Source organism: Kineosporia rhizophila (assembly GCF_021277265.1).
In the GTDB taxonomy this organism is placed as follows: domain Bacteria; phylum Actinomycetota; class Actinomycetes; order Actinomycetales; family Kineosporiaceae; genus Kineosporia; species Kineosporia rhizophila.
In genome coordinates this window covers 284,931-309,618 of record NZ_JAJSOH010000001.1, presented here as the reverse complement: position 1 = coordinate 309,618, position 24,688 = coordinate 284,931, and the positions used below count along the sequence as shown (strand labels likewise).

Below are 24,688 nucleotides of genomic sequence, written 5' to 3'. Positions count from 1 at the left end.
CCCCTCCACTTCGATGGTTCGTGGCGTAGGATGCGGGTTTCCCGCACACGAGCAGAAGTGAGTGCCGAACCGTGGCCAACCAGGACGTCGTCACCCGGACGGCCACTCTCGGCGGCCGGCCCCGGCGGGCCGACGCCCGCCGCAACTACGACCAGATCGTGGCGGCGGCCGAGGTCGAGATCGCCCGGTCGGGGGCGAACGCCTCGCTCGAAGAGATCGCCCGCAAGGCCGGAGTCGGTTCGGCCACGCTGCACCGGCACTTCCCCAACCGCTGGGCGCTGCTGGATGCGGTCTTCCATGACCGGGTCGAGGTGCTCTGTCGCCAAGCCGACGAGCTGGCCGATGCGGCCGACCCGGGAACGGCCCTGGTCGACTGGCTGCAGGCGGTGGCGGTCTACGGGGCCACCAGCCGCGGCCTGGCCTCGGCCGTGCTCACCGGTATCTCCAGATCGGCCTCACCGGCCGGGAGCGACTGCGACGTCCTGCTCGGAGAGGCCGCCGAGCGGTTGCTGCAGCGGGCGCAGGCGGCCGGAGCCGTGCGTTCCGAGGTGGCCTCCTGCGATCTCCTGATCCTGGTCAACGCCGTGTCGCTGGCCACCGAGACGCACCCCGACGCAGCCGGTGAGGCGGCCCGGCTGACCGCCCTGGCCCTTACGGGTATCCGGGCCTGAGGGCTTCGATCTGCCCTGATCCGCCCGGTTCGCCGGCTCGGGTGAGGGGGGCGCCTGAAGGTGCGCCGCCTGCGGGGCTGCCAGAGCATGCCTTCATGGACAGCACCGCTCTACCGCTCCGAACTCCTTCTGCTCGCGGTCCTTTGAGCGCGTCCCTGATCGAACTTCTCACCGGCCGGGTCGAGGCGCAGACGGGTCTGCTCGCGGTGCGTGAACACGCCGCCGAGGCGGTCACCGTGGCCGATCCGGTGCACGCCGAAGATGTTCAGCTCGCCCTGACCCTGCTCTACGAACTGCACTACCGCGGCGTCGAGGGGGTGGACGACCGCTGGGAGTGGGATCCGGACCTGCTCGGAGTGCGGGCGGGCCTGGAGGAGGTGTTCGAGCGGGCCGTGCGCGAACGGGTGCACACCATGCTCACCGAGTTCACCGGCGCGGCCCCCGAGACCAGGCCTACCGGCGAACAGGTCGCGCAGACGCTGCTGGCCCTCACCGCCCCCACGTCGGCGCCCGGCCTGTCCACCTACCTGGCCCGCCAGGCCACCGCCGACCAGTACCGCGAACTGCTGGTCACCCGCTCGATCTACCACCTGAAAGAGGCCGACCCGCACACCTTCGCGCTGCCCCGGCTCACCGGAGCCCCGAAGGCCGCGATGGTCGAGGTGCAGTCCGACGAGTACGGCGGCGGGCGGCCCGACTGGATCCACGCAGACCTGTTCGCCCGGACGATGCGGGCCCTCGGCCTGGATGCCCGCTACGGCCACTACCTCGACCAGGTGCCCGCGGTGATCCTGGCCGGGGTCAACGCGATGTCGCTGTTCGGCCTGCACCGCCGCCTGCGCGGGGCCGTGGCCGGCCACCTGGCCGCCTTCGAGATGACCTCGACCACCCCGAACCGCCGCTACGCCCAGGGTCTTCGCCGCCTGGGCTTCGGCGAGGCCGCCACCCTCTACTTCGACGAGCACGTCGAGGCCGACGCGGTGCACGAGCAGATCGCGCTGCGCGAGCTGGTCGGCGCCCTGATCGAGCAGCAGCCCGAGCTGGCCGCCGACGTCCTCTTCGGCGCGGCCACCGCCCTGGTGCTCGACGAGGAGGCGAGCGGCCATCTGCTGAGCAACTGGAAGGCCGGCCGCAGCGCCCTGCGCGAGCAGGCCCGAGTCAAGGTGAGCGCAGCGTGAAGGCGGCCGAGCCGGTGGTCCTGCCCGAGGCGGTGACCAGCACCGGCCCCGAGGTCCGGGTCACCGACTGCCCCGACGGCCCCCTCCTGGTCCGCGGCGCCCTCACCGTGCGCGGCGCCGACGGCCAGGACACCCCGGTCCGACGCCGCTGCATCGCCCTCTGCCGCTGCGACGCCTCCGCCCTGTTCCCCTACTGCGACGGCAGCCACCGAGCCCTCAAGCGCGGCTGAACCTCAGACCGTGGCGAGGCGCAGCTGTTCCAGCACCGCCTCGACCGCGGGCACCCCGTGGCTGCTGGGGGCCAGTACCGCGGACACGGTTCGCGACGGGTAGCCTTCCAGGGGAAGGACTTTGACGGCCGGGTTCAGGCTGGCCCGCAGGGCCATGCCGGGCAGGGCGGCCACGGCGATGCCGGCGGCGACCAGGGCCTGCACCACCACGTAGTCGTCGGTGCTGTGCCGGATGTCGGGGGTGAAGCCGGCCTTGACCGCTTCGCGCACCAGGTGTTTGCGGCAGGAGACGCAGCCGGCGATCCAGCGTTGCCCGGCCAGGTCGCCCATGCTCACCGAATCGCGCCCGGCCAGGGGGTGGCCCGGCCCGAGCACGGCGCGCAGCGGGTCGTTCAGCAGGGTCACCGCCTCGAGTGGGCCGCGCTCGAAATCTTCTCCCGGGTAGTCGAACACGATCGCCAGATCGCACTGGCCCTCGGCCAGCAGGACCAGGGCCTCGGGCGGCTCCACCTGGGTGAGGCGCACGTCGAGGCCGGGGTGCTCGGCGCTCAGGTTGGCCAGGGCGGTGGAGACCAGAATGGCGCTGGCAGAGGGGAAGGCGGCGATGCGGACCCGGCCGGTGCGGCGGCGGGCCAGGTCGGCCAGGGCTTCGCCGGCCGCCTCGAGCCGGGCGTCGATGGCGTCGGCGTGGCGCAGCAGGAGCTGGCCCGGGTCGGTCAGCGCGATGCCGCGCCCGACCCGGGTGATCAGGGCCAGGCCGAGGTCCTTCTCCAGCTTGCGGATGTGCTGGCTGACGGCCGGCTGGGTCCAGCCGAGCTCGCGGGCGGCGGCGGCCATCGAGCCGGAGTGCGCCACTTCGCGGAACACCAGCAGGCGCCGCGGGTCGAGCTTGGCGGTGGTGCTGCCCTCGCCCAGCACCGAGCGTTCCGGCACCTCTTCGTCGGCCTGCTCGGACGCCGGGTGCTCGGCCTCGTGCCGCTGCACCGGTTCGCCGGACTCCCGCGCCTGCTCCAGGACGTGCCGGTGAGTCGCGAGCTCTTCGTCGTCGCCCATTCCCGCCATGTCGACCATTCACCCACATCCGGCTCGGAAACCAAAGCTGAGCTTGGGGATGGCTCTGACCAAGACGTTCTTGTCCCAGGTTCCGTGGTGGGTGACCGTAGAAGGACAGCCACAGCCTCGGGAGGTCCACATGTTGACGATCGGTTTGCTCGGCGGAATGAGCTGGCAGTCGACGGTGGAGTACTACCGGATCGCCAACGAGCTGGTCGCCGCTCGCCTCGGTGGGCTGCACTCGGCCCGGCTGGTGATGTCCTCGGTGGACTTCGCCGAGATCGGTCAGCTGCAGCGTTCGGGCCAGTGGGACGTGGCCGGTCAGGTGCTCGCCCAGGAGGCCCGCAATCTGCAGGCGGCCGGCGCCGACATGGTGCTGATCTGCACGAACACCATGCACAAGGTGGCCGACCAGGTGGCCGCCGCGATCACCGTGCCGCTGGTGCACCTGGCCGACACCACGGCCGCCGCGGTCCGCGCCGAAGGTGTGCGCAAGGTTGCCCTGCTGGGCACCGCCTTCACCATGGAGCAGGACTTCTACCGCGACCGCCTGGCCTCGCACGGCCTGGAGGTGCTGGTGCCCCCGGCCGAGGACCGGGAGCTCGTGCACCGGGTGATCTTCGAGGAGCTGTGCGTGGGCGTCGTGCGCGACGAGTCCCGCCAGGCCTACCGCGAAATCATCACCCGTCTGGTCGAACAGGGCGCCGAGGGCGTGATCCTCGGCTGCACCGAGATCGAGCTGCTGATCTCGCCCGACGACTGCCCGGTGCCCTCGTTCCCCACCACCCGCCTGCACATCGGGGCCGCCGTCGACCGGGCCCTCGAGCTGACCTCCGTCTAGGACCTGGACCCGCCCACGCTTCGCCCACCAGCGAAATGTGGGCGGGTTACCGTCAGACATGCAGATCGCTGACGTGAACGTGGCCGCCGCAGCCCGGCTGCTGGCCGATGCGTCCCGGGCGGCCATGCTGACGCTGCTGCTGGACGGGCGTGCGCATCCGGCGGGGGCGCTGGCCGAGGCTGCGGGCATCGGGCGCCCGGCGGCCAGTGCTCATCTGAAGCAGCTGGTCGCGGCCGGCTATCTGGAAGTGGTTCAGCAGGGCCGTCACCGGTACTACCGGATCAGTCGGCCGGAGGTGGCCACGGCGGTGGAGTCCTTGGCCGCGATCGCTCCGGGCCGGCCGGTGCGCAGCCTGCGGCAGAGCACCGCGGCCCGGCGACTGGCCGAGGCTCGTACCTGCTACGACCATCTCGCGGGCCGCGCCGGTGTGGCTCTGCGGGATGCGTTGCTGGAGCACCAGTTGCTCGACGGGCTCAGCGTGACCTCCCGAGGAGAAATGGCCCTCGCGGCAATGGAAATCGATGTGAGCGCCTTGGGGCGCCAACGACGTCCATTGTTGAAGGACTGCCTCGACTGGACCGAGCGCCGCCCGCACCTGGCCGGGGCGCTGGCTGCCGCGTTGTTGTCCGCGTTCACCGACCGCGGATGGCTGAACTGCCGGCCCGGGCGTCGGGTGGAGATCGCCGACTGGGCCAATATTCAGCTCTGGCTGGGCTGTTCGTCCGGTTGCCACTCGATCTGAGGGGCCTCGAGAAGTTCCGAGATCAGGTCGGCAGCGGTGCGGTCCCGGTTGCTCCGGCCGACGAAGGGCTTGTCCTTGGAGCCCGGCACGGTGTGCCCGCCGCCGTGAATGCGATAGAGCACAACTAAAGGACGTTTGTCCTGGCGATACTCGGAACGTTCCAGATAGGTGGTGGTTTCGCGGGCGGGCAGGCGGGTGACGGCCGGTTCGGTGGAGATGCCGTTGCGCTCGGCGAAGTAGGCCGCGGTCTGAGGCATCGACAGGCTGCTCCCGCCCACCCTGAACAGCTTCTGCTTCCACCACGTCATGGATCCCCCGTCGAAGGGGACGATAGGGTCGGCGGTGCCGTGAGCGAGCAACACGGGTAGCGCGACGACTGGTTCCGTGGGGGCCAGAAAGCTCTCCGGCACCGGCATGGTACTGGCGAAAATGGCTGCCCCGGCGAGAAGGCCGGGTGCCTCGTGAATCAGGCGCATCACCATCTGCCCGCCGTTGGAGTAGCCGGCCGCGAACACCCGGCGCTCGTCGATACCGTGACTGGCGGCTAGTTTCCGGACGACCGCACGGGTGAAGGCAATGTCATCAATGCTGTTCTTACGTGCTGGGAAACGACTTTCACGGCGGGCGTCGTTCCAGTTGCCCTTGAAGCCGTCCAGATACGCCACCACGGCCGTGCCGTCCTCGGCCAGCCGGTCGTAGGAGTGATCGGTGAACTTCTGGTGGGTACGGCCGTTCTGCGTACTGCCGTGAAAGACCAGAAGCAGGTTCCGGGCCGATGTGCCGACCGTGGTGAAGGTCCGGGTCCGTCCGCCGGCCTCGACTGTTTGCTGCGACATGTTTGAACGCTAAACTTTGACATCGTGTCAAGGTCAAGGCTGGAGGCCGACCGCCGGTGAGGATCAGCGAGCTGAGCCGCCGGACCGGGGTGAGCGCCCGGTCCCTGCGCTACTACGAGCAGCAGGGCCTGTTCGCGGCCGAGCGCCTGCCCAACGGCTACCGCGACTACGGTGACGATGCGGTGGCCACGGTGCTCACCATCCGGTCGCTGATGGATCTGGGCTTCCCGATGGATCTGGTGCGCACCGTGCTGCCCTGCACCGGGGGCGACACCGACCAGGACGTCTGCGGCAACGTGGTGGAGCAGGTCACCCGCATCCGCGACGAGATGGCCGAGCGGGTCGCCCAGATGGCGCAGACCCGCGACGCCCTCACGCAGTACCTCCGGGAAGAAGCTCCTGCAGCCCCACCACCCGCAGCAGTTGCAGCCGCTGCTCGTCCTCGGAGCCGGGTTCGGCGGTCATCACCACCATCAGCAGTCCGTTCGGCCCCTCGCTGAGGGTGTCGCAGTCCATGGCGATGTCACCGACCCGGGTGTGCACCGTCTTGTGGCTGGTGCGCAGCTCGGCGACCGGTGCCTCGGCCCAGCGCCGGGCGAAGTCGGGAGAGGCCCTGACCAGCCGGGAGACCAGGTGCGGGATCTCCGGGTCGGCCGGGTAGCGGCCCTGGGCCGAGCGCAGATGCCCGACCAGGTCGGAGGCGAACTCCTCCTCGGCCGCCGGGGAGTGCGTCACCGGCATCGGATCCTCGGCGAAGTAGCGCCAGACCATGTTGCGCTGCAGCCGGCTGCGGCTCGAGGGGTCTCCGAACAGGGCGGCCCACAGGGGGTTCCAGAGCACCAGCTCGTAGGCGGCGGTGTGCACGCCGACCGGGAACTCGCTCAGCCGGTCGACCATCCGCTGCACCGTGGGGCTGACGTGCCGCGGCACCGTGCCGCCGCCGGGCTGGGCCGCCCCACCGACCCGGAACAGGTGCTCGCGTTCGTTGTCGTCCAGGCGCAGCGCGCGGGCCAGGGCGGTGAGCATCTGCGGGGAGGGGTTGCGGGCGCGCCCCTGCTCCAGACGCACGATGTAGTCCACGCTCACCCCCGCGAGCAGGGCCAGCTCTTCTCGGCGCAGACCGGGGGTGCGGCGGTTCAGCCCGGGAGCCAGCCCGGCCTGTTCGGGGGTGACCCGGTCCCGCCAGGCCCGCAGTACCTGGGCGAACTCATCCATCCAGCCATCATGCTCCCGCGCCGGGCGCAGTGGGTGGTACCGGTGGACCCACTGACGAGAGATGCCTGGTGAGGTGCTCACCGACGTCCCAAGTTGGAAGACATGACCACCACCCTGGTGACCGGGGCCAACAAGAGCCTCGGTCTCGAAACCACCCGCCGCCTCCTGGAGGCCGGACACACCGTCTACGCCGGGATGCGCAACCTCGACAACGGCGAGGCGGCTCGCGAACTGGGCGCCGTACCCGTGCAGCTCGATGTCACCGATCAGGCGAGCATCACCCGGGCCCTGGCGTCCCTCCCCGAGCTGGACGTCCTGGTCAACAACGCCGGCGTGCTGGGTACGTCGTTCAGCACCGACGACCTCGACGCCGACGCCATGCAGCAGGTGTTCGACACCAACGTGCTCGGCATCGTCCGTGTCACCCAGGCGGCCCTACCCCTGCTGCGCCGTTCCCCCTCCGCCGTGATCGTGAACGTGGCCTCCGGCGTGGGCTGGCCGCGCTACCTGCTCGACCCCAAGGCCGACGAGTTCCACGTCACCGGTGTGCCCTACGCCAGCTCCAAGGCCGCTGTGATCGCCTTGACCGTGCAGTACGCCAAGAGCCTGCCCGGGATGTGGGTCAACGTCTCCGACCCCGGTTACACGGCCACGGAGTTCAACGGGTTCAGCGGGCACCAGAGCATCACCGAAGGTACCGATGCGACGGTCGCGCTGGCGTTGATCGGGCCGGACGGGCCCACGGGGGAGTTCCACAGCCGACACGGCCGGATCGATTACTAGGTCTGCAAAACGAAGGAGACCGGGGGTGCGCCCGTGCGGCGCGCCTCCGGTCTCCGGTTCTTTCCCTCTGGGAACGCATCAGTCGTCATGGCGGCCGGCCTTCCCTCGGGCCAGCCGACGGCTGCGTTCGGCCCGGCGGTTGCGGCGGGCGCCGTCACCGTTCGCGGCCGCAGCAATACGGTTCAGCTCCAGGCGGTGCTGCAGTTCGTCTGCGCTCAGGGCCCGGCGGGCGACGAGTTCGCCGTCCGTCCAGGTCTTGCTGAGCGTGATCCCTTTCTTCATACCTATGTTGATAGACCGGCGGGCGAGGGATTGTCACTGCATTTATGTTCGGGGAGGCTGCAGTGACCGCACACGGAAGGGGACCGTCGGAGCATGGAGTACACCCGCCTCGGTAGCTCGGGGCTCAAGGTCAGCCGGATCGCCCTGGGCACCATGGGTTTCGGTACGCCGCCCGATCCGGAGGCCGGCTGGCCGCTGACCGAAGAGGCCTCCCAGCCGTTCTTCCAACAGGCCGTCGAGCTGGGCATCACCTTCTGGGACACCGCCAACGCCTACGTCGACGGCTCGTCCGAGGAGGTGGTGGGCCGGGCGATCCGTAAATACGCCCGCCGCGAGGACATCGTCCTGGCCACCAAGGTCTACTTCCCGATGCACGACGGCCCGGGCGGCTCCGGGCTCTCCCGCAAGGCGATCCTCGAGCAGATCGACGCCTCGCTGACCCGGCTCGGGGTGGACCACGTGGACCTCTACCAGATCCACCGCTTCGACTACGAGACGCCGGTCGAGGAGACGATGGAGGCGCTGCACGACGTGGTGAAGGCGGGCAAGGTCCGCTACCTGGGCGCCTCGTCGATGTGGGCCTGGCAGTTCGCCAAGCTGCAGCACACCGCCGACCGGGGCGGCTGGACCCGGTTCGTGTCCATGCAGAACCAGTACAGCCTGCTGCAGCGCGAGGAGGAGCGGGAGATGTTCGGCCTGCTCGCCGACCAGGGAGTGGGCAGCATCCCGTGGAGCCCGCTGGCCAAGGGCTGGGTGGCCCGGCCGTGGCAGACCCGGACCAGCCGCACCGGGGTCGACCGCCTCACCCAGCGCTACGACGTGGAGGCCGAGAACCGGCCGATCGTCGAGGCCGTGCAGCAGGTGGCCGAGGCCCGCGGGGTGCCGATGGCCCAGGTCGCGCTGGCCTGGGTGCTGAAGAACCCGTCGGTGGCGGCGCCGATCGTGGGCCCGTCGAAGCCCGAGCACCTCACCGACGCGGCCGCGGCGGTCGAGCTGGAACTGAGCGCCGAGGAGATCGAGATCCTGGAGCGGCCCTACACCCCGCGCCTGCCCAGCGCCTTCAAGTAACCGGCGACCGGGCATCAGCGGTTCCCACCTGGACCGGCTGGAGCGGGAACTCGCGCACAGGCGAGCTGCTCGACTCTCGCTTCAGCCGGCCCTCGAGGGGACCGAGGTCGAGCTGTGCCGCGCCCCCTCGCCCCCCGGCGTTCAGGCCAGCGTCAGCCTTGATGAGGTACTTACCGGGTACGCCGGGGCCATGGCCGAGCTCGGCGCTGCCGTCAGCAACCCACCCGGCCTGCCCGGAGGGGTCGTGGTGGCGCACCGAGATCGCCCGGCCGGTGTTCAGCGTCGCCCCGCCGGATCTCAGCCGTTTCACGGGATCGGACTGATAGACCCGCTCCGGCGTCCGGCGGTCTCACTCACCGGGTCGGCCCGGTCACCGGCGGGTTCGGGGGTGCACCCCTGGACCCAGCGCCCGCGTGAGCAGATTTCCCGGGTAAAGGGTTCAGTGATGCGGGTTTCCGGAAATTGATCGGCCCGGGGCGACGACAGCCGGGTCCGATTCGTGCCAAGCTGTACGACACCGCGGACGGGCGAGACCTGTACGAACGCGAGGTTCGTCGGGCCACTCGGCCTGCGTTGCGTGCTGACCGGAAATCCGATGCGCACCGCACGTCCGGACGGGACCTTCGGCCCTGTCCGGCCCACCGCCGTCCTGGAAGTCTGCGATCGAAAAACCGCATGTACGGGGGCATCACGAGTTGAACGTTCTGGTCGTCGTCGAGTCCTGCTTCTCCAACACCCACCGCTTCGCCGAGGCCGTGGCCGCCGGCCTGACCGAGTTCCGGGTCAGCGCGAGGGTGGTCGAGGCGGCCGCCCAGGAGTGGGATCTGGAGAATGTCGACCTCCTGGTGGTGGGTGCGCCGATCCACCACCGGGGGTTGCCCAACCGGCTGTCCCGGGCGCTGGCCGGCACCCAGGGGGCCACGCCCAAGTCGTTCGGGGTGGCCGAATGGCTGGAGGGCATGCCGCACTGGGAAGGCGGGCGGGCCGCGGCCTTCGACTGCGGCACCGGCAACGGCTTCATCAACGGCTCGGCCGTGCACCAGATCACCCGGCGCCTGCACCAGCGCGGGGTGGAGGTGCTGACCAGCGAACGCTTCCTGGTCGAGGCGATGCTCGGCCCGGCCGTGCCGGAAGACCTGGCCCGGGCCCGGAAGTGGGGCAGCAGCCTGGCCTCGTTCGGCGGGAAGACCGGCGAGACGGCCCAGCTGTGGATCTCCGCCCGGCCCCAGGGCCCGGCCGGCCGGCAGGCAGAACCCGAGGTGCTCGCCCCGGCCAAGGCGGCGGTGCGGCTGTCCGCCGCGCAGCAGCTCGCCATGCACCGGCCGGCCCCCACCGCCACCCGCTCTCCCGCCTGAGCCCTGCGCCGATCCGGTACCGGCCGGGTGGTCCCGGACTCGCCCGAGTTCGGGCTGCCGGGCCGGACCGTCCGGGTCCCGCCATGATCACCCCCAACTGCGACGAGTCGGGGGGACAATATGGCAGTTCAGATCAATACGAGAAGGCGCAACACACACCGGCTGAAACGGCTGGGGCTGAAACGGCTGGGGCTGGCCGGGGGGGATGGCCACCGCCCTGGTCGCCGGGGTGGCCGCCGCCCCGGGCCAGGCCGCCTCGAGCTACACCGTGCCGATCTCGCTGCACCCGGTGGCGGCGGACCTGCACCTGGTCGGCGCCTCCGAAGCCGGTGTGGCGGTGCAGCAGGCCGATCCGACGGGGCAGCCGCTCGGTCAGAACCGGCCGGTCTTCACCGGTGCCCTGGGCGGGGAGCTGGAGCATCGCCCGCAGGTCGGGCCGAGCACCAGCAATTCCGCCGCGCCCACCCTGCTGGCGGTCAGCGGCACGCAGCTGGCCTGGTACGAGAACCTGCAACGGGCCGGTAGCCAGCCCAAGGTGCCGCACCGGCTCAACATCCTCACCGGCCAGGACGTGGTCGAGGCCGGGCAGATCACCCGGCCCGACGCGTTCAACGGTGAGGGCTGGTTCTCCGACCTGCCCGGGAGCTACGCCAACGTTCCCAGTCAGTGGCGGTACCCGCTGGTGCGCCACCGGGCCGGCACCGACACCGGCCAGGGGATGCAGGCCGATGTCCTGATGCCGCACGTCCCGGGTGTTCTGGGCGGGTACGGCCTGGCTGCCGACCGCACTTCGGTGCTGCGCACGACTCTCGACAACCGGGTGCAGCCGGCCACCCACGTCCTCGATCTGGTCGTTCTGAAGACCGGGGCCGTCACCCGGATCGCCGAGAGCCCGGACGAGGTCCTCGGGCTGGGCCTGTCGGAGGGCTGGATCGTCTGGGCCACCAAGGCCGCGGGCGGTGGCTACGAGATCCACCAGAAGCCCCGCGCCGGAGGAGCTGTCACCCACTACGCCGAGCTCGACCCGAACGCCGACGTGGCCCACCTGGCCGTCGGCGCCGCCGGAGTCGGCTACCTGATCAACCACCCGGACGATCCGGCCCGCCCCCGCGCGACCTCGACCACCCTGGCGATCGTCAACGGCCCGGCCGCCAAGTACAAGGCGCTGCCCTACGACGCCTCCGGTCTCGCCGCGGTGGGGAACCACTTCCTCACTGCCAGCAGCGGAACCCTGGGGCCGGACCCCCGTGCGTCCGTCGATGCCGGGGTCTACCGGGTCACCGCCGACGAGTTCACCCGAGTGGCCACCGTGCCGCAGGCCGACCTTCCGCCCGCGCAGCTCTCGCTGAGCGCAGGCCAGGTGCGCTACGTCGAACGCTCCAGCCTCGCCTCGCGTCCGGTCTATCAGCGCCGTGTCTCCAGCGACCGGCGGGCCACGTTCTCGGCCGAGACCAGCATCGCCCAGACCTCCGGCGCGATCGCCTTCTCCGGCGCTCGCGGAGTGGTCGGGGTGCCCGGGCACAACGGGCGCTGGCAACTGATCGACCGGGGGAAGGAGACCGGCGACGCCGAGGCCTTCGGGCAGCCGAACCAGTCGGGGGCCTACACGCTGATCGGGGGCAAGGCGTTCCGGCCCGACGGCAAACACATGTACACCCAGCCGGTTCCGTCGACCGCCGACGACCTGTTCGGCCCCAACGTCGTCTACGTCGAGACCAAGGCCGACGGGAGCTCGACGGTCTGGCTCGACGACGCCGAGAAGAAGACCCACAAGGAGGTGGCGAAGGTGGCGGCCGGTTGTGACGGCGGCACCCCGCTGGTCACCGTCTGGGGTGAGCTGGGGGCCTGGTCCAGCAGCTGCGGCGACCAGATCCATTGGAAGAACCTGAACACCGGCCAGGTGCGGCAGGTTCCCACCCAGGCCCGCGAGCTCGCCCGGCTCTCGCTCAGTGAGGGCACCCTGACCTGGTCGGACAGCTACACCGGCTTCATCGGCACCCGGGTGATGGACCTGACCACCGGCAACAACGCGCCGGTGGTGCTGGACGGGCGGTCGGCCCTGCTCTCGATCGACGACCACCAGATCGCCCGGCTGGCCGAGCGGCCGCCGAGCTGGAGCGTGATGCCCCGGGCCGAGCTGTCACCGCTGCCGTTCCAGCCGAAGTACCGGCCCCGGCTGATCTCCACGGTGACCCCGCTCGGTTTCAGCCCGAACGACAACGGCGACGGCGACGCCTGGAGGCCGCAGTTCGACATCAGCAAGCCGATGCGCTCGGTCACGCTGAAGATCCAGGACCAGGCCGGGAAGAAGACCGTGGCCCAACTGGAGGGCACCGCGCCCGACGGCAGCGTGCGGGATCTGTGGTGGAGCGGTCTCTCGTCGAAGGGCGCCCAGTTGCCGGAGGGCTACTACCGATGGACGCTCTCGGGCCGTTCCGCCGATGGTGACGGAACGCTGGTTGCCGGGGACGGATCGTCCATTGTCGAAGGGGTTATCGAGCTCATCCACCGCTGAACCGGGTGGAACGGGGGCGGGGAGGGCGATGGCCCTCCCCGCCCTCGTGGTTTCAGCCGACCGGGACCTGCCAGATCACCACCGTGCCGGAAGAACCGTCGTCCCGGGCCGCGTAGGCGCAGGAACCGCCGTGACGTTCCGCCCGCGTCCTCATGGTCGTGGTGCCCGTACCCTGCCGGGCGTCGGCCGCCACGCCCTGACCGTCGTCCTCGATCTCCAGCGTGACCTGCCCCGACTCCACCCCCAGCCGCACCTCCACGTGGGTGGCCCGGGCGTGACGGGCGGCGTTCGACAGTGCCTCGCGCAGCACGGCCAGCAGGTCGCCGTGCACCTCCACCGGCACCAGCGTGTCCACCGGGCCGCGGAAGGTGAGCACCGGCTCGAACCCCAGGGCCCCGGTGGCCTCGCTGACCACGCCCAGCGCCTCCGAGCGCAGGCTGGTCGACTCCTCCTCCTGCTGCTGCAGGCTGAAGATCGAGGTCCGGATGGCGTGGATGGTGGTGTCCAGGTCGTCGATCAGCCCGGACATCTTGCTCGCGGTGGCCGGGTTGGCGATGCTCATCCCGATGCTCTGCAGGCCCAGGCCGACCGCGAAGATCCGCTGGATCACCAGGTCGTGCAGGTCGCGGGCGATCCGGTCCCGATCCTCCAGCACCGCCAGCCGCTGCCGGTCGGCCGCCTGGCGGCTGAACTGCACGGCCAGGGCGGCGTGGCCGGCGAACGACTCGACCATCTTCATGTCGGCCTCGGAGTACGGCTCCTGGTGCAGCGCCCGGGCGATCGCCAGCACCCCGATCACGTGTTCCCCCACCACCAGCGGCACCAGCACCGCCGGGCCGCTGTACTGGTTGGAGATGCCCGGGCCGGTGACGAAACCGTTGGCCAGGAAGGCCCGGCGCTCGGTAAGCCGCGGATCTTCGGGGTGGTACGAGGTACCCAGGGTGGCGGCGGTGTTCTCGCCGTGGGCGGCCCGCACGCTCAGCCCACCGTCGGCGTCGTTCAGCAGCAGGAAACTCGCCCCGCCGCCGGCCACCGTGGACGCGCGTTCGACGACCAGCCGCATCGTCTCCTCGATCTCGGCACCGGCCAGCAGCGACTTGGTCACGTCGCCGGCGGCCGTGAGCCAGGCCTCCCGCCGGCGGGTGACGTCGAACAGGCGGGAGTTCTCGATCGCGATGCCGGCCGCCGCGGCCAGCGCGATGATCAGCTGCTCGTCCCGCTCGGTGAAGGTGCCGCCGCCACGCTTCTCGGTCAGGTAGAGGTTGCCGAAGACTTCACCGCGCACCCGCAGCGGCACCCCCAGGAAACTGCCCATCGGCGGGTGGTGCTTGGGGAAACCGGCCGAGGCCGGGTGGTCGGCCAGCCGGTCCAGCCGCAACGGCACCGGCAGGTCGATCAGCACCCCGAGGATGCCCTTGCCGCGCGGAGGTTCGCCGATCTTCATGCGCTCGTGGCCCGGAATGCCCACGGTGATGAAGTCGGAGAGCTCACGGCCCTCCGGATCGAGCAGGCCCAGCGCCGCGTACTTGGCCTCGGCCAGGTCGGCGGCCAGTTCGGTGATCCGCCGCAGGGTGTCGGGCAGGCTCAGGTCGCTGGCCACCGCCACCACCGCGTCGAGCAGCCGGTGTAGCTGCTGCTCGGTGTCGATGATCTCCTGCGAGCGCCCGATCAGCTCCTGCAGCAGCCGTTCGAGCCCGAGCTTGGGCAGCGGCGGTGGCTGGCCGGCACTCCAGTAACGGTGCGCCTCCTTGGCCGCCCAGTTGTTCCCGTAGCGTTCTTCGGACTTGTCGTGGTGGTCGTTCACCGCTGCTGGAACCTCGTCACCGGCCGTCGGATCTGCCCGGCTGAATCATTTCACGCCGGGTTCCAGATATCTCCCGGTCACCCGTTCCAGTGCGACCGCCAGGGTGCGGTCGTGGCGCCCGGGTGTCCAGGAGCGCGGCCGGACCACCGGCGAGTCCCCCTCGCGCAGCTCGAACGAGCGGCCCACCACGGTGACGCTCCAGCCCAGGTGGGTCTGCTCGTCGATCTTGTCCACGTGGAACGCGACCACGGTGTTGCGGGCGGCGCGCTCGATCATCGAGCCGTCGGCGAAGGGGATGAGCAGGGCGTCGTCGGCCAGCGCGACGTTGACCGGCAGGACGTCGGGCATGGCCTGGTAGGTGAAGACCAGCTGGCCGATCTGCGCGGTGGCCAGCAGGCGCAGGCACTCGGCCCGGTCCAGGACACGCACGCCGACCTCGGGGGGCGCCTCGCCTGTGGTCTGCTGATCGGTGCTGGTCACGAATTCGACCTTCCGGTGCGGTCCAGGTGCGGATCTAGCGAGTCTGCGTCCGGGGCGGGCCGCTCGGCAGGGTCGAAGGTCCTGCTCAGTGCATCCACTTCCGGTTCTTGACCACCGGCAGCTGTTCCCAGGTGCGGCCCAGGCCCCAGACCCGGCCCGCGTGCACCGCAACCAGGGCGAAAAGGACCAGGGCGTAGACGATGTGGTAGTCCATGAACGGGTTGGTGCTACCGGTGGGCTCGCCGGCGTTCGTGCTCTGGGCCATCGGCCACTCGGCCGCCCACATCAGCACCATGATCAGGGCGCCGCTCACGGCGGCCACGTTCATCGCCACCCCGGCGATCAGGGCCACTCCGACCGCGAACATGCCCACCATGAAGAGGATGTCGACGACCGCGAGGCCCGCCAGGTCGTTGAAGACCGAGGCGAAGGGGCCCTGGTCGACGAAGCTCAGGAACCCCTTGGTCGGGGAATTGCCGTTCACCCAGGCCTTTTCGCCGCTGGACGAATAGCCCAGGCCGAAGGTCTTGTCCAGGGCCGCCCAGAGGAAGACGAACCCGACCGACAGGCGCAGTACGGCGAAGAGCCGTATGGCCCAGTCGGTTACGGCGGAATCGGGGTGGCTGTTCGCCGACGGCGAGCCCTGGCTGACCGGGGTGGCAGGTTCGATCGACATGATCATTCCTCCTGGGGAATTCCTTTTCCGGCTGATGCCTTGAGTCTGGTCCGCTCAGGAGAAAGGGGCAGCGGCCCAAAGAAGGGGTCTACGGCGCCAAAGGTCCCTTTGTCGGTCGGCTCTACATGGATGCTGCCCAGAGTGCTTGTGGACCTGGCCGGGGATCCGGCTAAAAGCCGGTCTGACCTGGTCGTTCGTCTTTTGCGGCGGTTGCGTGCAAGCTAGCCCTCGACCACCGTTGTCAAGGAGGCCCCGGACCCGGCCGAAAAGCTTTCCGAAGTCTCCGACAATGGTGGCCGTGGGTAATTGCTGAGAAGTTCGACAGCAGGGATTTCCATGAACGACTTCCGGGCCGGCGGGTGCCGGTGGTGGTGCCGGTGCGGCCCGGGCGCGTTCGGGCGGTCAGCGTCGACCAACCGTGTGAGGTGTGCTGGTGCTGCACAACTTTGACCTCGTCTCCCTGTCCGTGACCCTGCCCGAGCACGGCCTGCTCCCAGGTGCGCTCGGTACGGTCCTGGCGGTGTTCACCGATCCGAGAGTGGCCTACGAGGTCGAGTTCGGCGGTCAGGACGGGCTGCGCCCGCCCCATGTGATGCTCGGCCCCGACCAGGTGCGCCGGCTGTCCTGAACGAAGGAGTGGTGTCGCCGTCGGCCACCGCCACGGCGACCACCGCAGAGAGTCACTCGCCTCGCCTGAGTCCGGTGTGGTGCCCGTCTCTTCCGGGCAGCCAAAAACCCTCTTTATGGACGTCGGCCCGCCTCGAGGCTCCCGGCCCACCTTGGGTGCCAACCAGTGTCTTCGCAGGTCAGGGGCAGGATCGGGGTCTTCCTGGCCGCCGGTCGGGAAGTCGCTTTGGAGATAAGCCCCGGACCCCCTATGCTTCTTCATGTCACCAACGGAGACCAAAACCTCCAACGTGTGTCTAGGCCCCCATCGTCTAGTGGCCTAGGACGCTGCCCTTTCAAGGCGGTAGCACGGGTTCGAATCCCGTTGGGGGTACGGTGCTCGCACCACAAAAGTGAAAATGCAAGGCCCTGTAGCGCAGTTGGTTAGCGCGCCGCCCTGTCAAGGCGGAGGTCGCGGGTTCAAGTCCCGTCAGGGTCGCAGCGCTTGAGTCAGTTCGTTGAGGCTCAGGACTCGGCCAGGTAGCTCAGTTGGTACGAGCGTCCGACTGAAAATCGGAAGGTCGACGGTTCGACCCCGTCCCTGGCCACCTTCCAGAAAAGCCCCCAGCCTGTGGCCGGGGGCTTTTCTGCGTCCCGGCCGGGTTCGTCGGCCGGCTCCGACCGGGCGGTGAACGGGGCGGCCCACACTGTGCGGTAGATTGTCTCAGCACGCACGAGGCCCTGTAGCGCAGTTGGTTAGCGCGCCGCCCTGTCAAGGCGGAGGTCGCGGGTTCAAGTCCCGTCAGGGTCGCCACACCTGAGCCGGAACGTAGGGCTCAGGTCCCGGCCAGGTAGCTCAGTTGGTACGAGCGTCCGACTGAAAATCGGAAGGTCGACGGTTCGACCCCGTCCCTGGCCACCTTCCAGAACAACCTCTGACCTGCGTCAGCATCTGCTTCGCAACTCAGGCGAAGGGGCGGCGCACGAGCAAGGTGCCACAGCCCCTGGCCGACGCCGGACTTCCTTCGTGAGGGCCGGCCTGTGTCTCGACCCGATCCCGATCCAGGAGTCCCCGGACGACTTCGAAGAGCACACGCCTGCGCGGTGAGGTCCGCACCAGCCTGCCGGCGGGATGCTTGCTCATTCGGGCCGAACCTTTGCCACAGCCCGAACTGCTGCTCCGCCCCTGGCCAGAGCCTCCGTTCGGACCTGGTCATAGGGAACGCCCAGAAGCTGCTGAAGGACGTCCTCGTCCCCGTACACCCGTTGCAGGAGGTCCGCGTAGTCAGCCGCTTCGGCTCAGCATCCCGAGTTCGGCGACGAGGGTGACTATGTCCCTGAGATCCTGACGCCTCATAGCGACCAGCTTCATGGCCAGGAGATGCTCAGGCGGGGCGAACAGCACCTGCAGACCCGAGGACCGAGGCCGAGGGGGCACCACGGGAGTGGGGATCCAGGGACGAGCAGCCTGATTGAGCCATGTCCGGGACAGGTTCTCGGTCTTGGCAACCGGGCGTCCAGCAGATCCAGGAGGCGCTGGATCTGTTTCCTGCCCAACTCGGGATTCATACGGTGGTCAGATCTCGTGGTGAGACGTAGATGTGACGGCGAGCCAGCCAATCAGGTGTCTGGTGGCGGATCTCCACCTCGTCGAGCAGCGGACTGTCCAGAACCCAGTCGGTGACGAGAGCAGGGTGCTGGGTCCAGGCCGGAGCAGGCAGTCCCGCATCGTCGAACTCGTGCTCGGCCAAGGCAGCCAGGAACGTGTCCCATTCGGGACGGCCGGTCTCTGAGGGAACGGCCTCCCAGGAGCCGGCCAGATCGGGTCGGACGGCAAGAAGTTCATGCAGGTGGTCGCGGGCCTGAAGAGCCAGCTTGAAGGCCCAGATCTCGTCCGGTTCGGCCAGGGCCCCGGCGATGGCTGCAGCGGTCATCGGTGGAGTCATCCAGCCGTTCTCTTCGGCTTGTCCGAGGGCGGCGCCGATGCGCAGGGCCCGAAGGTAGAAGACGGCGGACGGGATGGTCTTCCCGCTGCGGTACGTGGAGAACCGGGATGCTGAGGTGCCCAGGGCTGCGGCGAAGTCGGCCTGCCGCAGGCCGCTGTCCTCCAACGCCCGAGAGAGGGCTGAGGTCATGTGGGCCAGGTCCGGGTCCATGGGTTCATGTTATCAAATGTGATAAGAGAAATGTCCATCGAGCGACTTGGCCGCGCACCGGCCCGGCGCAGAAAGTTCGGCCCAAGGAACCTTCGGGCAGGTCTGGGTGGGTGTTGCGGTCAGGTCTGGCTCGGGCCGGATCGGCGGGCATATGGTCGGCAGACCCCCGGCGTAACCGGCATATCGGACGTCGGGCGTTTCTGGTGGCGGCACCCACTCACGAAAGAAGAATCCGTGGAACTCTCCAAGAGCTTCGTGTTCGAGCCCCTCCCGCCGATCGGCGAGAGCCAGATGGACCAGGAGGGCGAGTTCGGGGTCGCGGCCAAGGCGAAGGCGCCGCACCCGCTGGGGCGGCTGGCCGATCTGCGGGGCAAGTGGCAGGGCACCGGGTTCAACACGATCTGGCGGCCGCACTTCGGCGGCGACGTGGCGCACTTCCTCGAGCTGAACCTCACCTCGGAGACGCTGGAGTTCCAGCGCATCGCCGGGGCGATCCCGAACCGTGGGCTGGTGCAGAAGGACGTCAACATGTTCGGGCTGAACTACCTGCAGCAGATCACCGACCGGAACGTCGGGGCCGGGCTGCATTTCGAGCCCGGCATCTTCGCCCGGGTGCCGGCCACCAGCGACCCCAAGGAAGGGGTGACGGTGGTGCGGATGGCGACGATCCCGCACGGCACGGTGATCCTGGCGCAGGGTGACTCCACCAGCGCCGACGAGACCCCGCGGCCGGAGATCCCTAAGGCCAGCATCGTGCCGTTCACCATCGGCGACCCGCAGGGCCTGATCGAGTTCGAAGAGATGGACCTGAAGACGAAGACCAAGTTCCGCACCGCGGGCCCCGGCCTGAAGGGGATCACCCAGAAGATGGTGAACGATCCCAACAGCGTGCTGCGCGAGGCCATCGCCGGGCAGAACATCACCTCCACCATCCGGATCTCGACCAGCACCAAGACCAAGGCGGTGCGGGGCGGCGGGGTGGCCAACACCGCCTTCCTGGTGGGCGACTCGGAGCCGAATGCGGTGGCGGCGAAGGTGACGTCGACGTTCTGGCTGGAGAAGCTGGACAACGAGGCCCGTGCCTCGCAGCTGCAGTACACGCAGACCGTGCTGCTGGACTTCTCCGGGCTGAGCTGGCCGCACGTCACGGTGGCCACGCTGCGCCGGGTGGAGTAGCTACCCCAGCAGGAGCCGGGCGACCTCGGCGTGGCGTTCCAGACCGTCGGAGGCCACGCCGGGGTTGCGGCGGTACCAGTCCAGGTGGGCCTCGCGGACCTCGTCGTCGGTGACGGTGCGACCGTGGACGAGCCAGTCGGGGGTCGGGGCGCCGTCCAGGCCCAGGGCGTCGACGACCAGGGGCGAGACGGGGGCGTGCACGCTGTTGAGCAGCACGCGCCCCGGGTCCTGTGACTCCCAGGTCTGGCCCAGCGCCAGCGCGATCCGCTCCGCTGCGCCTCGAAGCACCGGGTTGCCCGGGTGGTTCACCACCTGGCAGGCCTGCCGTCCGGCCTCCACGAGCAGGTCGACCACGTCGATGGTGCCGTGCCGGTGCTGGCGCTCGCGCAGTTCGCGCACGCTGATGTCCCGTACCGCTCGCACGAAGTCCTCACCCACGGGCGGTGCCTTCACATCGATCGCCAGGGCCATCGTCCTCAGGTCGTGATAGGGGACGATCGGCGGTTCGCCGGCCGCCGAGCGCACGATGACCTGGAACGGGTGCAGTGCGGCCCAACGGATCACCGGCACCAGGACGAGCCGGGTGGCCGGCGCGGCCGCGGCCAGGACGTCGGCGGTGCCGATGGGCAGACCCCGGTAGCCGGAGCGGACCGGCTGCGAGACCACCCCGTCGGCCTGGCCCAAAAGCTTGTGCAGATAGGGCAGGTCGTCGCCGGTGAGCTCGTGCACGGGCGGGATGCGCACGGTACGCACCGGCGAGTCGGGTGCGCTCAGGAGCACCCGCAGCGATTCGGCCTGGCAGTTTCCGTGCAGAACGACCAATGGACGTCCGTCAGCTTCCGGAACGCGGTCGAGGCCGTAGAAGGATCCGTAGTGCCGTGCCCGCGCGTCGTCCACCGCTCGACACTATTGGCCCCTTTGCCGGTACGCACCACCACCGGCCGAGGGACGAGCGATGAGTTCGGCGAGGTTCGGCGGTCGGATCTGGTGACCGTCGCAAGCCAACAGGGGAGGCACCATGAGCACGCAGGACAAGCGCCCGCCCGTAGTCGACCGGGCCACCTGGCAGGCCGCCCGTGACGAGCTCCTGGTCAAGGAGAAGGCGCACACCCGCGCCGGTGACGCCCTCGCCGCCGAACGCCGCCGGCTGCCCATGGTGGAGTTCGACGGAACGATCGAGGTGGTCGGCCCCGACGGGCCCACCCCGTTCATCGAGTTGTTCCAGGGGCGCGAGGAACTGATGGTCTACAAGCACATGTGGTGGGACGGAGCGCCGCACCAGGGGCAGTGCGAGGGCTGCACCCTGGCGGCCTGGCACCTGCGGCAGACCGAGCCCTACCTCAACGCGCGCGGGGTCTCGCTGGCCTTCGTCACCACCGGCGTATGGGACGAGGTGGCGCCCTTCACCGAGTTCATGGGCTACACCGAGCCCTGGTACTCGGTGCGCGACCTGGACGAGCCGATCGGCGGCGAGATGGGCCACCACACCTCGTACCTACGCGAGGGTGAGCGCACCTTCCTCACCTACTCCACCACCGGCCGGGGCAGCGAGGTCGCCAGCGGCACGTTCGCCGTACTGGACATGACGCCGTATGGCCGGGGCGAGACCTGGCAGGACAAGCCCGAGGGCTGGCCGGAGGGCGAGGGGCCGTGCTGGTACTGGCGGGTGGACTCGGAGGGCAAGCCCACCTGGGGCGGTACTGGTCGTCCCGCCCCGCAGTGGACGCGTCCGGGCGCCACCCCGGAGACCGAGCTCGGGCGTAAGGGCGATCACCACTGAGGTAAGCCAGCGATACCCGCGCGGTATTGATCCGCGTAGGGTGGTCGGGTGGAGACACGCGAGCTGCGGTACTTCGTCGCCGTGGCCGAGGAGCTGCATTTCGGCCGGGCGGCGGAGCGGCTGGGAATCGCCCAGCCGCCGCTGTCTCGCGCCATCACCCAGCTTGAGCGGCGCCTCGGCGTGGCTCTGCTCGAGCGCACCAGCCGCAAGGTGAGCCTGACCGAGGCCGGCTCGGTGTTGCTGACCCAGGGCCGCGCCGCGTTGGGTGCGATGGCGGCAGCCGAGCGTCGGGCTCGGCAGGCCGCCACCGGCCGGGTCGGGCTGGTGCTCGCGGCCCCGGCCGGCGCCTCGGACGACTTGCTGAAAAGGCTTGTGGACGCTTACGGCGCCGAACCGGGGTCGGTTGCGGTCGAGGTGGTGCCGGGTGAGGTGCACCAGACCCGGCGGATGCTGCAGGAGGGCCGGGCCGACGTGGCGCTGCTGCACCTGCCACTCGATTCGGTCTCCGGGTTCGAGTCGGAAAACCTTTGGACGGAGGGGCAGGTCGCAGTCTTTCCGGCCGCGCACCCGCTCGGGCAGCAGTATGCGCTGCGGCACTCCGACGTGGCGGCGCTCCCCGACCTGCCGCTGGCTCGATGGCCCGGCCCGGACGGCCGCTACGCCGATGGTCCTGGTCCGGAAGTGCGGGACCTGACGCAGCTGTTCGAGCTGATCGCCGCGGGCCGGGCCACCGTGGTCGGGCCGGAGTCGTTCACCGAGAATCTGCGCGAAGATCTTTCGGCAGTGCCGGTTTTGGATGCCGAGGCGGTGACCGTCGTGATCGCCTGGCCGGCGCACAGCCGGTCGGAGGCGCTGGCCCGGCTGGTGCGGGTCGCTGCGCGGCTGTGAGTTCTCGGCTTGCGCACAGGGGTGGTGGGGCGTCATGATGCTCTGGTGTTCATTCCTCTGGTGATTGTCGAGATCACCTTCGCTTCATGAGCGACCTGGTCGCGGCAAGGTCCGCGATCTTCGATGTAATCCTCCTCCTGCAAGTGCAGAACCGTGGTGAACGGCGTCTGCGTGGTAACTGGCAGGCGGCGGTAGGCCCTTCTCGGTGGTAGCTCAAACCCGTTCGGCTGCAGCGTGTCTCGCTGCCCATGGGTTTCGGGGAACCAGGCGCTGACGGTCCACCTTCATCGGTGGCCGGAACAAGCGCGAATCTGCCTGTACCTCAGCGGGTTCGGTTCGCATCGCTCGGTGTCGGGCACAAGGGCCGGCCGGCACTGTTCCACGGGTACGCCTCGGGAGTCGACGCGTACGCAATGAGCAGCATCGTCCGGTTCACCGCCGCTCCTCCGGCCCGGTCGGCGGCTGAGGTACGACCCACTGGTCCGCCGCGCGCGACCACCGGGTCGGCCGGGTGCCCGCCGAGGTGCCGCCTGCCCGCAGAACCGGGAAGATCGTTCCATGCCGTTCGACCGGGTCGTCCTGATCTTCAACCCCAACAGCACCGGTGATGCACCGGGCCGGGCCGAGGAACTCAGCAAGGCGCTGCACGACCTCGATCCTGGTCTGCGGGTCGAGATGCAGCCCACCCAGTACGCCGGGCACGCCCGGCTGCTGGCCGCCCAGGCCGCGGAAGCCGGCACGGACGCCGAAGCCGGTGCTGCCGAAGCCTCTGGCCCCCTGGCCGGAACCGGTGCTGCCGAGGCTGCCAAGGCCGAAGCCGGTGCCGACAGCGGCGCCGACGCCGAAGCCGGTGCCGACGCCGAAGCTGGTGCCGACGCCGAAGCCGGTGCCGACGCCGAAGCAACCCGGGCCCATGCCTCGGCCGACCCAGCCGACTCGGCCCCCGCAACCACGGCCCCCGCCTTCGGCGACCCGGGCAGCGGTGGTGCCCACAGACGTCCATTGATTGTCTCGGTGAGCGGCGACGGCGGCTACAACGAGGTCGTCAACGGCATCATGGACGCGGGCAACCCCGATGCCGTCGCCGCGGTGGTGGCCGCCGGCAATGCCAACGACCACCACCGGGTCACCGACCCCCGCCCGCTGCCCGAGGCGGTGGCCGCCGAAGAGGTGCGCCCGATGGACCTGTTGCGGATGACCGTGCAGAGCCGGGGCAAGCAGCTCGTGCGGTACGCGCACTCCTACATCGGCATCGGCCTGACCCCGGTGGTCGCGGTCGAGCTGGAGAAGGGCACCAAGGGTTCGCTGCGCGAGCTGGTCACCGTGGCGCGGTCTTTCGGGGAGTTCCGGCCGCTGCGGATCGAGCTGGAAGACGGCCGGCGGCTCCCGGTCGACAGCCTGGTGTTCTCGAACATCCCGCAGATGGCCAAGGTGCTCAAACTGAGCGAGAACGGCGACCCGGAGGACGGCGAGTTCGAGGTCACGCTGACCGCGCACGAGCCGCGCTGGCGGGTGCTGACCAAGGCCGCCAAGGCCGCCACCACCGGGCTCGGGCCGCAGCCGGCCTACACCGAGTTCCGGTTCCGGGTGCTCAAGGCCGCGCCGCTGCAGATCGACGGCGAGGTGATGGAGGTGGAGGCGGGCGACGAGATCCTGGTCGAGATCGCCGCCGGGGCGCTGGCTACCCTGCGCTGACCTCGGCCATGTCCCCGTAGCCGGGGGTGGTGCCCAGAGCCTGGTAGGTCAGCTGCACGGCCCCGCCGGGGTAGCTGATCGCCTGCTCCAGGCGCAGGGCGGCGGGTACGGTGCCGCTGCCGAACACCTTCTTGCCCGAGCCCAGCAGCACCGGGTACTGCCACAGGCGCAGTTCGTCGACCAGGCCCAGGCGCAGCAGCGACTGCAGCAGGTCGAGACTGCCGATCACGGCGACGGTCTCGTGCCGCTGCTTGATCTCGGCCACCGACTCGGCCAGGTCGCCCTTCAGGAGGCTGGTGCCCTCCCAGCTCAGCGGTTCGCTCAGGGTGTTGCTGGCGACGTACTTGGGCACGCCGTTGAGCAGCGCCTTGAACGGGATGTCGTCGGGCGCCGTCGGCCAGTAGGAGGCGAAGATGTCGTAGGTGCGGCGGCCCAGCAGCAGTGCGTCCATGCTCCGGGACTGCTCGAACACCACGTCGCCGGTCTCGTGGTCGATCAGCGGCGCCTGCCAGCCGCCGTGCGCGAAGCTGCCTTCCTCGTCCTCCTCGGGCCCGCCCGGCCCCTGGGCGACCCCGTCGAGCGTCATGTACTCGGTCACGATCAGCTTGCCCATGTCGGCCTCCCGGAGCGCGGCGGTGCTGTCGGAGAGATAGACGTT

24 protein-coding genes, 5 tRNA genes and 1 pseudogene are annotated in these 24,688 nt (G+C 69.8%); 20 read left to right on the top strand and 10 right to left on the bottom strand.

What is annotated here, in order from left to right:
* Nucleotides 1-71 precede the first annotated feature (71 nt).
* The 3 genes from LWF15_RS01415 (at nt 72) to LWF15_RS37230 (ending at nt 2,079) form a co-directional block, all read left to right on the top strand.
* Complete coding sequence (locus LWF15_RS01415; protein ID WP_232808465.1) at nt 72-671, top strand: TetR/AcrR family transcriptional regulator; 600 nt, start codon at nt 72-74, stop codon at nt 669-671.
* Nucleotides 672-814: 143 nt separating this feature from the next.
* Nucleotides 815-1,849, top strand: coding sequence for an iron-containing redox enzyme family protein (locus tag LWF15_RS01410; RefSeq protein ID WP_232808464.1), 1,035 nt, complete (start codon nt 815-817; stop codon nt 1,847-1,849).
* Nucleotides 1,846-2,079 carry a CDGSH iron-sulfur domain-containing protein gene (locus LWF15_RS37230; RefSeq protein WP_232808463.1) on the top strand — a complete coding sequence of 78 codons (234 nt, stop codon included), beginning with the start codon at nt 1,846-1,848 and terminating at the stop codon, nt 2,077-2,079. Before LWF15_RS01410 ends, LWF15_RS37230 begins: the two co-directional genes overlap by 4 nt.
* A 3-nt stretch (nt 2,080-2,082) precedes the next feature.
* Here LWF15_RS37230 and LWF15_RS01400 read toward each other — a convergent pair whose 3' ends face one another.
* Nucleotides 2,083-3,150, bottom strand: a complete 1,068-nt coding sequence (locus LWF15_RS01400; protein ID WP_232808462.1) for a LysR family transcriptional regulator — start codon at nt 3,148-3,150, stop codon at nt 2,083-2,085.
* 121 nt (nt 3,151-3,271) lie between these two features.
* On the opposite strand from LWF15_RS01400, the gene LWF15_RS01395 reads away from it, so the two are divergent.
* Together LWF15_RS01395 and LWF15_RS01390 are read left to right on the top strand one after the other, a co-directional pair.
* Nucleotides 3,272-3,973 carry an aspartate/glutamate racemase family protein gene (locus LWF15_RS01395; protein ID WP_232808461.1) on the top strand — a complete coding sequence of 234 codons (702 nt, stop codon included), beginning with the start codon at nt 3,272-3,274 and terminating at the stop codon, nt 3,971-3,973.
* A 58-nt stretch (nt 3,974-4,031) separates the two neighbouring features.
* On the top strand, nt 4,032-4,715 hold the full coding sequence (locus LWF15_RS01390; protein ID WP_232808460.1) for an ArsR/SmtB family transcription factor: 684 nt from the start codon (nt 4,032-4,034) through the stop codon (nt 4,713-4,715).
* Here the strand turns inward: LWF15_RS01390 and LWF15_RS01385 are convergent.
* Nucleotides 4,673-5,551: an alpha/beta hydrolase family esterase gene (locus tag LWF15_RS01385; RefSeq protein WP_232808459.1), complete on the bottom strand. Its 879-nt coding sequence runs from the start codon at nt 5,549-5,551 to the stop codon at nt 4,673-4,675. The two genes, LWF15_RS01390 and LWF15_RS01385, sit on opposite strands and share 43 nt — an antisense overlap.
* Nucleotides 5,552-5,607: 56 nt before the next feature.
* Between LWF15_RS01385 and LWF15_RS35860 the strand changes: the two are divergent.
* A pseudogene (locus LWF15_RS35860) lies at nt 5,608-5,793 on the top strand (MerR family transcriptional regulator); the annotation flags it as partial.
* Between the two features lie 130 nt (nt 5,794-5,923).
* Here the strand turns inward: LWF15_RS35860 and LWF15_RS01375 are convergent.
* Entirely contained in the window at nt 5,924-6,766 is an 843-nt protein-coding gene (locus LWF15_RS01375; protein WP_232808458.1) for a helix-turn-helix transcriptional regulator, read from the bottom strand.
* 102 nt (nt 6,767-6,868) lie between these two features.
* Between LWF15_RS01375 and LWF15_RS01370 the strand changes: the two genes are divergently transcribed.
* The gene (locus LWF15_RS01370; RefSeq protein ID WP_232808457.1) at nt 6,869-7,549 is read left to right on the top strand and encodes an SDR family NAD(P)-dependent oxidoreductase; all 681 of its coding nucleotides are present in this window, start codon (nt 6,869-6,871) and stop codon (nt 7,547-7,549) included.
* 78 nt (nt 7,550-7,627) lie between these two features.
* On the opposite strand, the gene LWF15_RS01365 is transcribed toward LWF15_RS01370, so the two are convergent.
* The gene (locus LWF15_RS01365) at nt 7,628-7,831 is read right to left on the bottom strand and encodes a hypothetical protein (RefSeq protein WP_232808456.1); all 204 of its coding nucleotides are present in this window, start codon (nt 7,829-7,831) and stop codon (nt 7,628-7,630) included.
* Nucleotides 7,832-7,924: 93 nt separating this feature from the next.
* Between LWF15_RS01365 and LWF15_RS01360 the strand changes: the two genes are divergently transcribed.
* The 3 genes from LWF15_RS01360 (at nt 7,925) to LWF15_RS01350 (ending at nt 12,769) form a co-directional block, all read left to right on the top strand.
* A complete protein-coding gene (locus tag LWF15_RS01360; protein ID WP_232808455.1) occupies nt 7,925-8,899 on the top strand; it encodes an aldo/keto reductase in 975 nt (324 codons plus the stop codon).
* Between the two features lie 695 nt (nt 8,900-9,594).
* Entirely contained in the window at nt 9,595-10,254 is a 660-nt protein-coding gene (locus tag LWF15_RS01355; protein ID WP_232808454.1) for a flavodoxin family protein, read from the top strand.
* Between the two features lie 205 nt (nt 10,255-10,459).
* Nucleotides 10,460-12,769 (top strand): flagellar hook assembly protein FlgD, encoded by a 2,310-nt coding sequence (locus LWF15_RS01350; RefSeq protein ID WP_232808453.1) that lies wholly within the window; start codon nt 10,460-10,462, stop codon nt 12,767-12,769.
* A 52-nt stretch (nt 12,770-12,821) separates the two neighbouring features.
* Here the strand turns inward: LWF15_RS01350 and LWF15_RS01345 are convergent, their stop codons facing one another.
* The 3 genes from LWF15_RS01345 to LWF15_RS01335 all read right to left on the bottom strand — a co-directional run bounded on the left by LWF15_RS01345 (nt 12,822) and on the right by LWF15_RS01335 (nt 15,729).
* Nucleotides 12,822-14,573 (bottom strand): sensor histidine kinase, encoded by a 1,752-nt coding sequence (locus LWF15_RS01345; RefSeq protein WP_232808452.1) that lies wholly within the window; start codon nt 14,571-14,573, stop codon nt 12,822-12,824.
* A 45-nt stretch (nt 14,574-14,618) separates the two neighbouring features.
* Complete coding sequence (locus LWF15_RS01340; RefSeq protein WP_232808451.1) at nt 14,619-15,053, bottom strand: pyridoxamine 5'-phosphate oxidase family protein; 435 nt, start codon at nt 15,051-15,053, stop codon at nt 14,619-14,621.
* 85 nt (nt 15,054-15,138) lie between these two features.
* Complete coding sequence (locus LWF15_RS01335; protein WP_232808450.1) at nt 15,139-15,729, bottom strand: hypothetical protein; 591 nt, start codon at nt 15,727-15,729, stop codon at nt 15,139-15,141.
* Between the two features lie 433 nt (nt 15,730-16,162).
* Between LWF15_RS01335 and LWF15_RS01330 the strand changes: the two genes are divergently transcribed.
* The 6 genes from LWF15_RS01330 to LWF15_RS01305 all read left to right on the top strand — a co-directional run bounded on the left by LWF15_RS01330 (nt 16,163) and on the right by LWF15_RS01305 (nt 17,254).
* Nucleotides 16,163-16,357: a DUF4926 domain-containing protein gene (locus LWF15_RS01330; RefSeq protein ID WP_232808449.1), complete on the top strand. Its 195-nt coding sequence runs from the start codon at nt 16,163-16,165 to the stop codon at nt 16,355-16,357.
* 299 nt (nt 16,358-16,656) lie between these two features.
* A tRNA-Glu gene (locus tag LWF15_RS01325) sits at nt 16,657-16,729 on the top strand.
* Nucleotides 16,730-16,760: 31 nt separating this feature from the next.
* Nucleotides 16,761-16,834: transfer RNA gene (locus LWF15_RS01320), tRNA-Asp, on the top strand.
* A 35-nt stretch (nt 16,835-16,869) separates the two neighbouring features.
* A tRNA-Phe gene (locus tag LWF15_RS01315) sits at nt 16,870-16,943 on the top strand.
* A gap of 129 nt (nt 16,944-17,072) precedes the next feature.
* A tRNA-Asp gene (locus LWF15_RS01310) sits at nt 17,073-17,149 on the top strand.
* A gap of 31 nt (nt 17,150-17,180) precedes the next feature.
* Nucleotides 17,181-17,254: transfer RNA gene (locus LWF15_RS01305), tRNA-Phe, on the top strand.
* 646 nt (nt 17,255-17,900) lie between these two features.
* Here the strand turns inward: LWF15_RS01305 and LWF15_RS01300 are convergent.
* The gene (locus LWF15_RS01300; RefSeq protein WP_232808448.1) at nt 17,901-18,491 is read right to left on the bottom strand and encodes a helix-turn-helix domain-containing protein; all 591 of its coding nucleotides are present in this window, start codon (nt 18,489-18,491) and stop codon (nt 17,901-17,903) included.
* Nucleotides 18,492-18,725: 234 nt separating this feature from the next.
* Between LWF15_RS01300 and LWF15_RS01295 the strand changes: the two genes are divergently transcribed.
* Entirely contained in the window at nt 18,726-19,667 is a 942-nt protein-coding gene (locus tag LWF15_RS01295) for a heme-binding protein (RefSeq protein ID WP_232808447.1), read from the top strand.
* Here the strand turns inward: LWF15_RS01295 and LWF15_RS01290 are convergent, their stop codons facing one another.
* Nucleotides 19,668-20,564, bottom strand: coding sequence for a WcbI family polysaccharide biosynthesis putative acetyltransferase (locus LWF15_RS01290; RefSeq protein WP_232808446.1), 897 nt, complete (start codon nt 20,562-20,564; stop codon nt 19,668-19,670). It lies immediately after the preceding gene.
* Between the two features lie 121 nt (nt 20,565-20,685).
* On the opposite strand from LWF15_RS01290, the gene LWF15_RS01285 reads away from it, so the two are divergent.
* The 3 genes from LWF15_RS01285 (at nt 20,686) to LWF15_RS35855 (ending at nt 24,030) form a co-directional block, all read left to right on the top strand.
* A complete protein-coding gene (locus LWF15_RS01285) occupies nt 20,686-21,447 on the top strand; it encodes a DUF899 family protein (protein ID WP_232808445.1) in 762 nt (253 codons plus the stop codon).
* Between the two features lie 48 nt (nt 21,448-21,495).
* On the top strand, nt 21,496-22,335 hold the full coding sequence (locus LWF15_RS01280) for a LysR family transcriptional regulator (RefSeq protein ID WP_232808444.1): 840 nt from the start codon (nt 21,496-21,498) through the stop codon (nt 22,333-22,335).
* A gap of 558 nt (nt 22,336-22,893) precedes the next feature.
* Nucleotides 22,894-24,030 carry a diacylglycerol/lipid kinase family protein gene (locus tag LWF15_RS35855; RefSeq protein ID WP_269809409.1) on the top strand — a complete coding sequence of 379 codons (1,137 nt, stop codon included), beginning with the start codon at nt 22,894-22,896 and terminating at the stop codon, nt 24,028-24,030.
* Here the strand turns inward: LWF15_RS35855 and LWF15_RS01265 are convergent.
* A complete protein-coding gene (locus LWF15_RS01265) occupies nt 24,017-24,643 on the bottom strand; it encodes a dihydrofolate reductase family protein (RefSeq protein ID WP_232808442.1) in 627 nt (208 codons plus the stop codon). The two genes, LWF15_RS35855 and LWF15_RS01265, sit on opposite strands and share 14 nt — an antisense overlap.
* Between the last annotated feature and the right edge of the window lie 45 nt (nt 24,644-24,688).

Bases quoted from the DNA above. Each gene is read 5' to 3' on its own strand.
- LWF15_RS01400 (WP_232808462.1), bottom strand. From the start codon at position 3,150: ATGGTCGACATGGCGGGAATGGGCGACGACGAAGAGCTCGCGACTCAC.
- LWF15_RS01395 (WP_232808461.1), top strand. From the start codon at position 3,272: ATGTTGACGATCGGTTTGCTCGGCGGAATGAGCTGGCAGTCGACGGTG.
- LWF15_RS01390 (WP_232808460.1), top strand. From the start codon at position 4,032: ATGCAGATCGCTGACGTGAACGTGGCCGCCGCAGCCCGGCTGCTGGCC.
- LWF15_RS01385 (WP_232808459.1), bottom strand. From the start codon at position 5,551: ATGTCGCAGCAAACAGTCGAGGCCGGCGGACGGACCCGGACCTTCACC.
- LWF15_RS01375 (WP_232808458.1), bottom strand. From the start codon at position 6,766: ATGGATGAGTTCGCCCAGGTACTGCGGGCCTGGCGGGACCGGGTCACC.
- LWF15_RS01370 (WP_232808457.1), top strand. From the start codon at position 6,869: ATGACCACCACCCTGGTGACCGGGGCCAACAAGAGCCTCGGTCTCGAA.
- LWF15_RS01365 (WP_232808456.1), bottom strand. From the start codon at position 7,831: ATGAAGAAAGGGATCACGCTCAGCAAGACCTGGACGGACGGCGAACTC.
- LWF15_RS01360 (WP_232808455.1), top strand. From the start codon at position 7,925: ATGGAGTACACCCGCCTCGGTAGCTCGGGGCTCAAGGTCAGCCGGATC.
- LWF15_RS01350 (WP_232808453.1), top strand. From the start codon at position 10,460: ATGGCCACCGCCCTGGTCGCCGGGGTGGCCGCCGCCCCGGGCCAGGCC.
- LWF15_RS01335 (WP_232808450.1), bottom strand. From the start codon at position 15,729: ATGTCGATCGAACCTGCCACCCCGGTCAGCCAGGGCTCGCCGTCGGCG.
- LWF15_RS01300 (WP_232808448.1), bottom strand. From the start codon at position 18,491: ATGGACCCGGACCTGGCCCACATGACCTCAGCCCTCTCTCGGGCGTTG.
- LWF15_RS01285 (WP_232808445.1), top strand. From the start codon at position 20,686: ATGAGCACGCAGGACAAGCGCCCGCCCGTAGTCGACCGGGCCACCTGG.
- LWF15_RS35855 (WP_269809409.1), top strand. From the start codon at position 22,894: ATGCCGTTCGACCGGGTCGTCCTGATCTTCAACCCCAACAGCACCGGT.
- LWF15_RS01265 (WP_232808442.1), bottom strand. From the start codon at position 24,643: ATGGGCAAGCTGATCGTGACCGAGTACATGACGCTCGACGGGGTCGCC.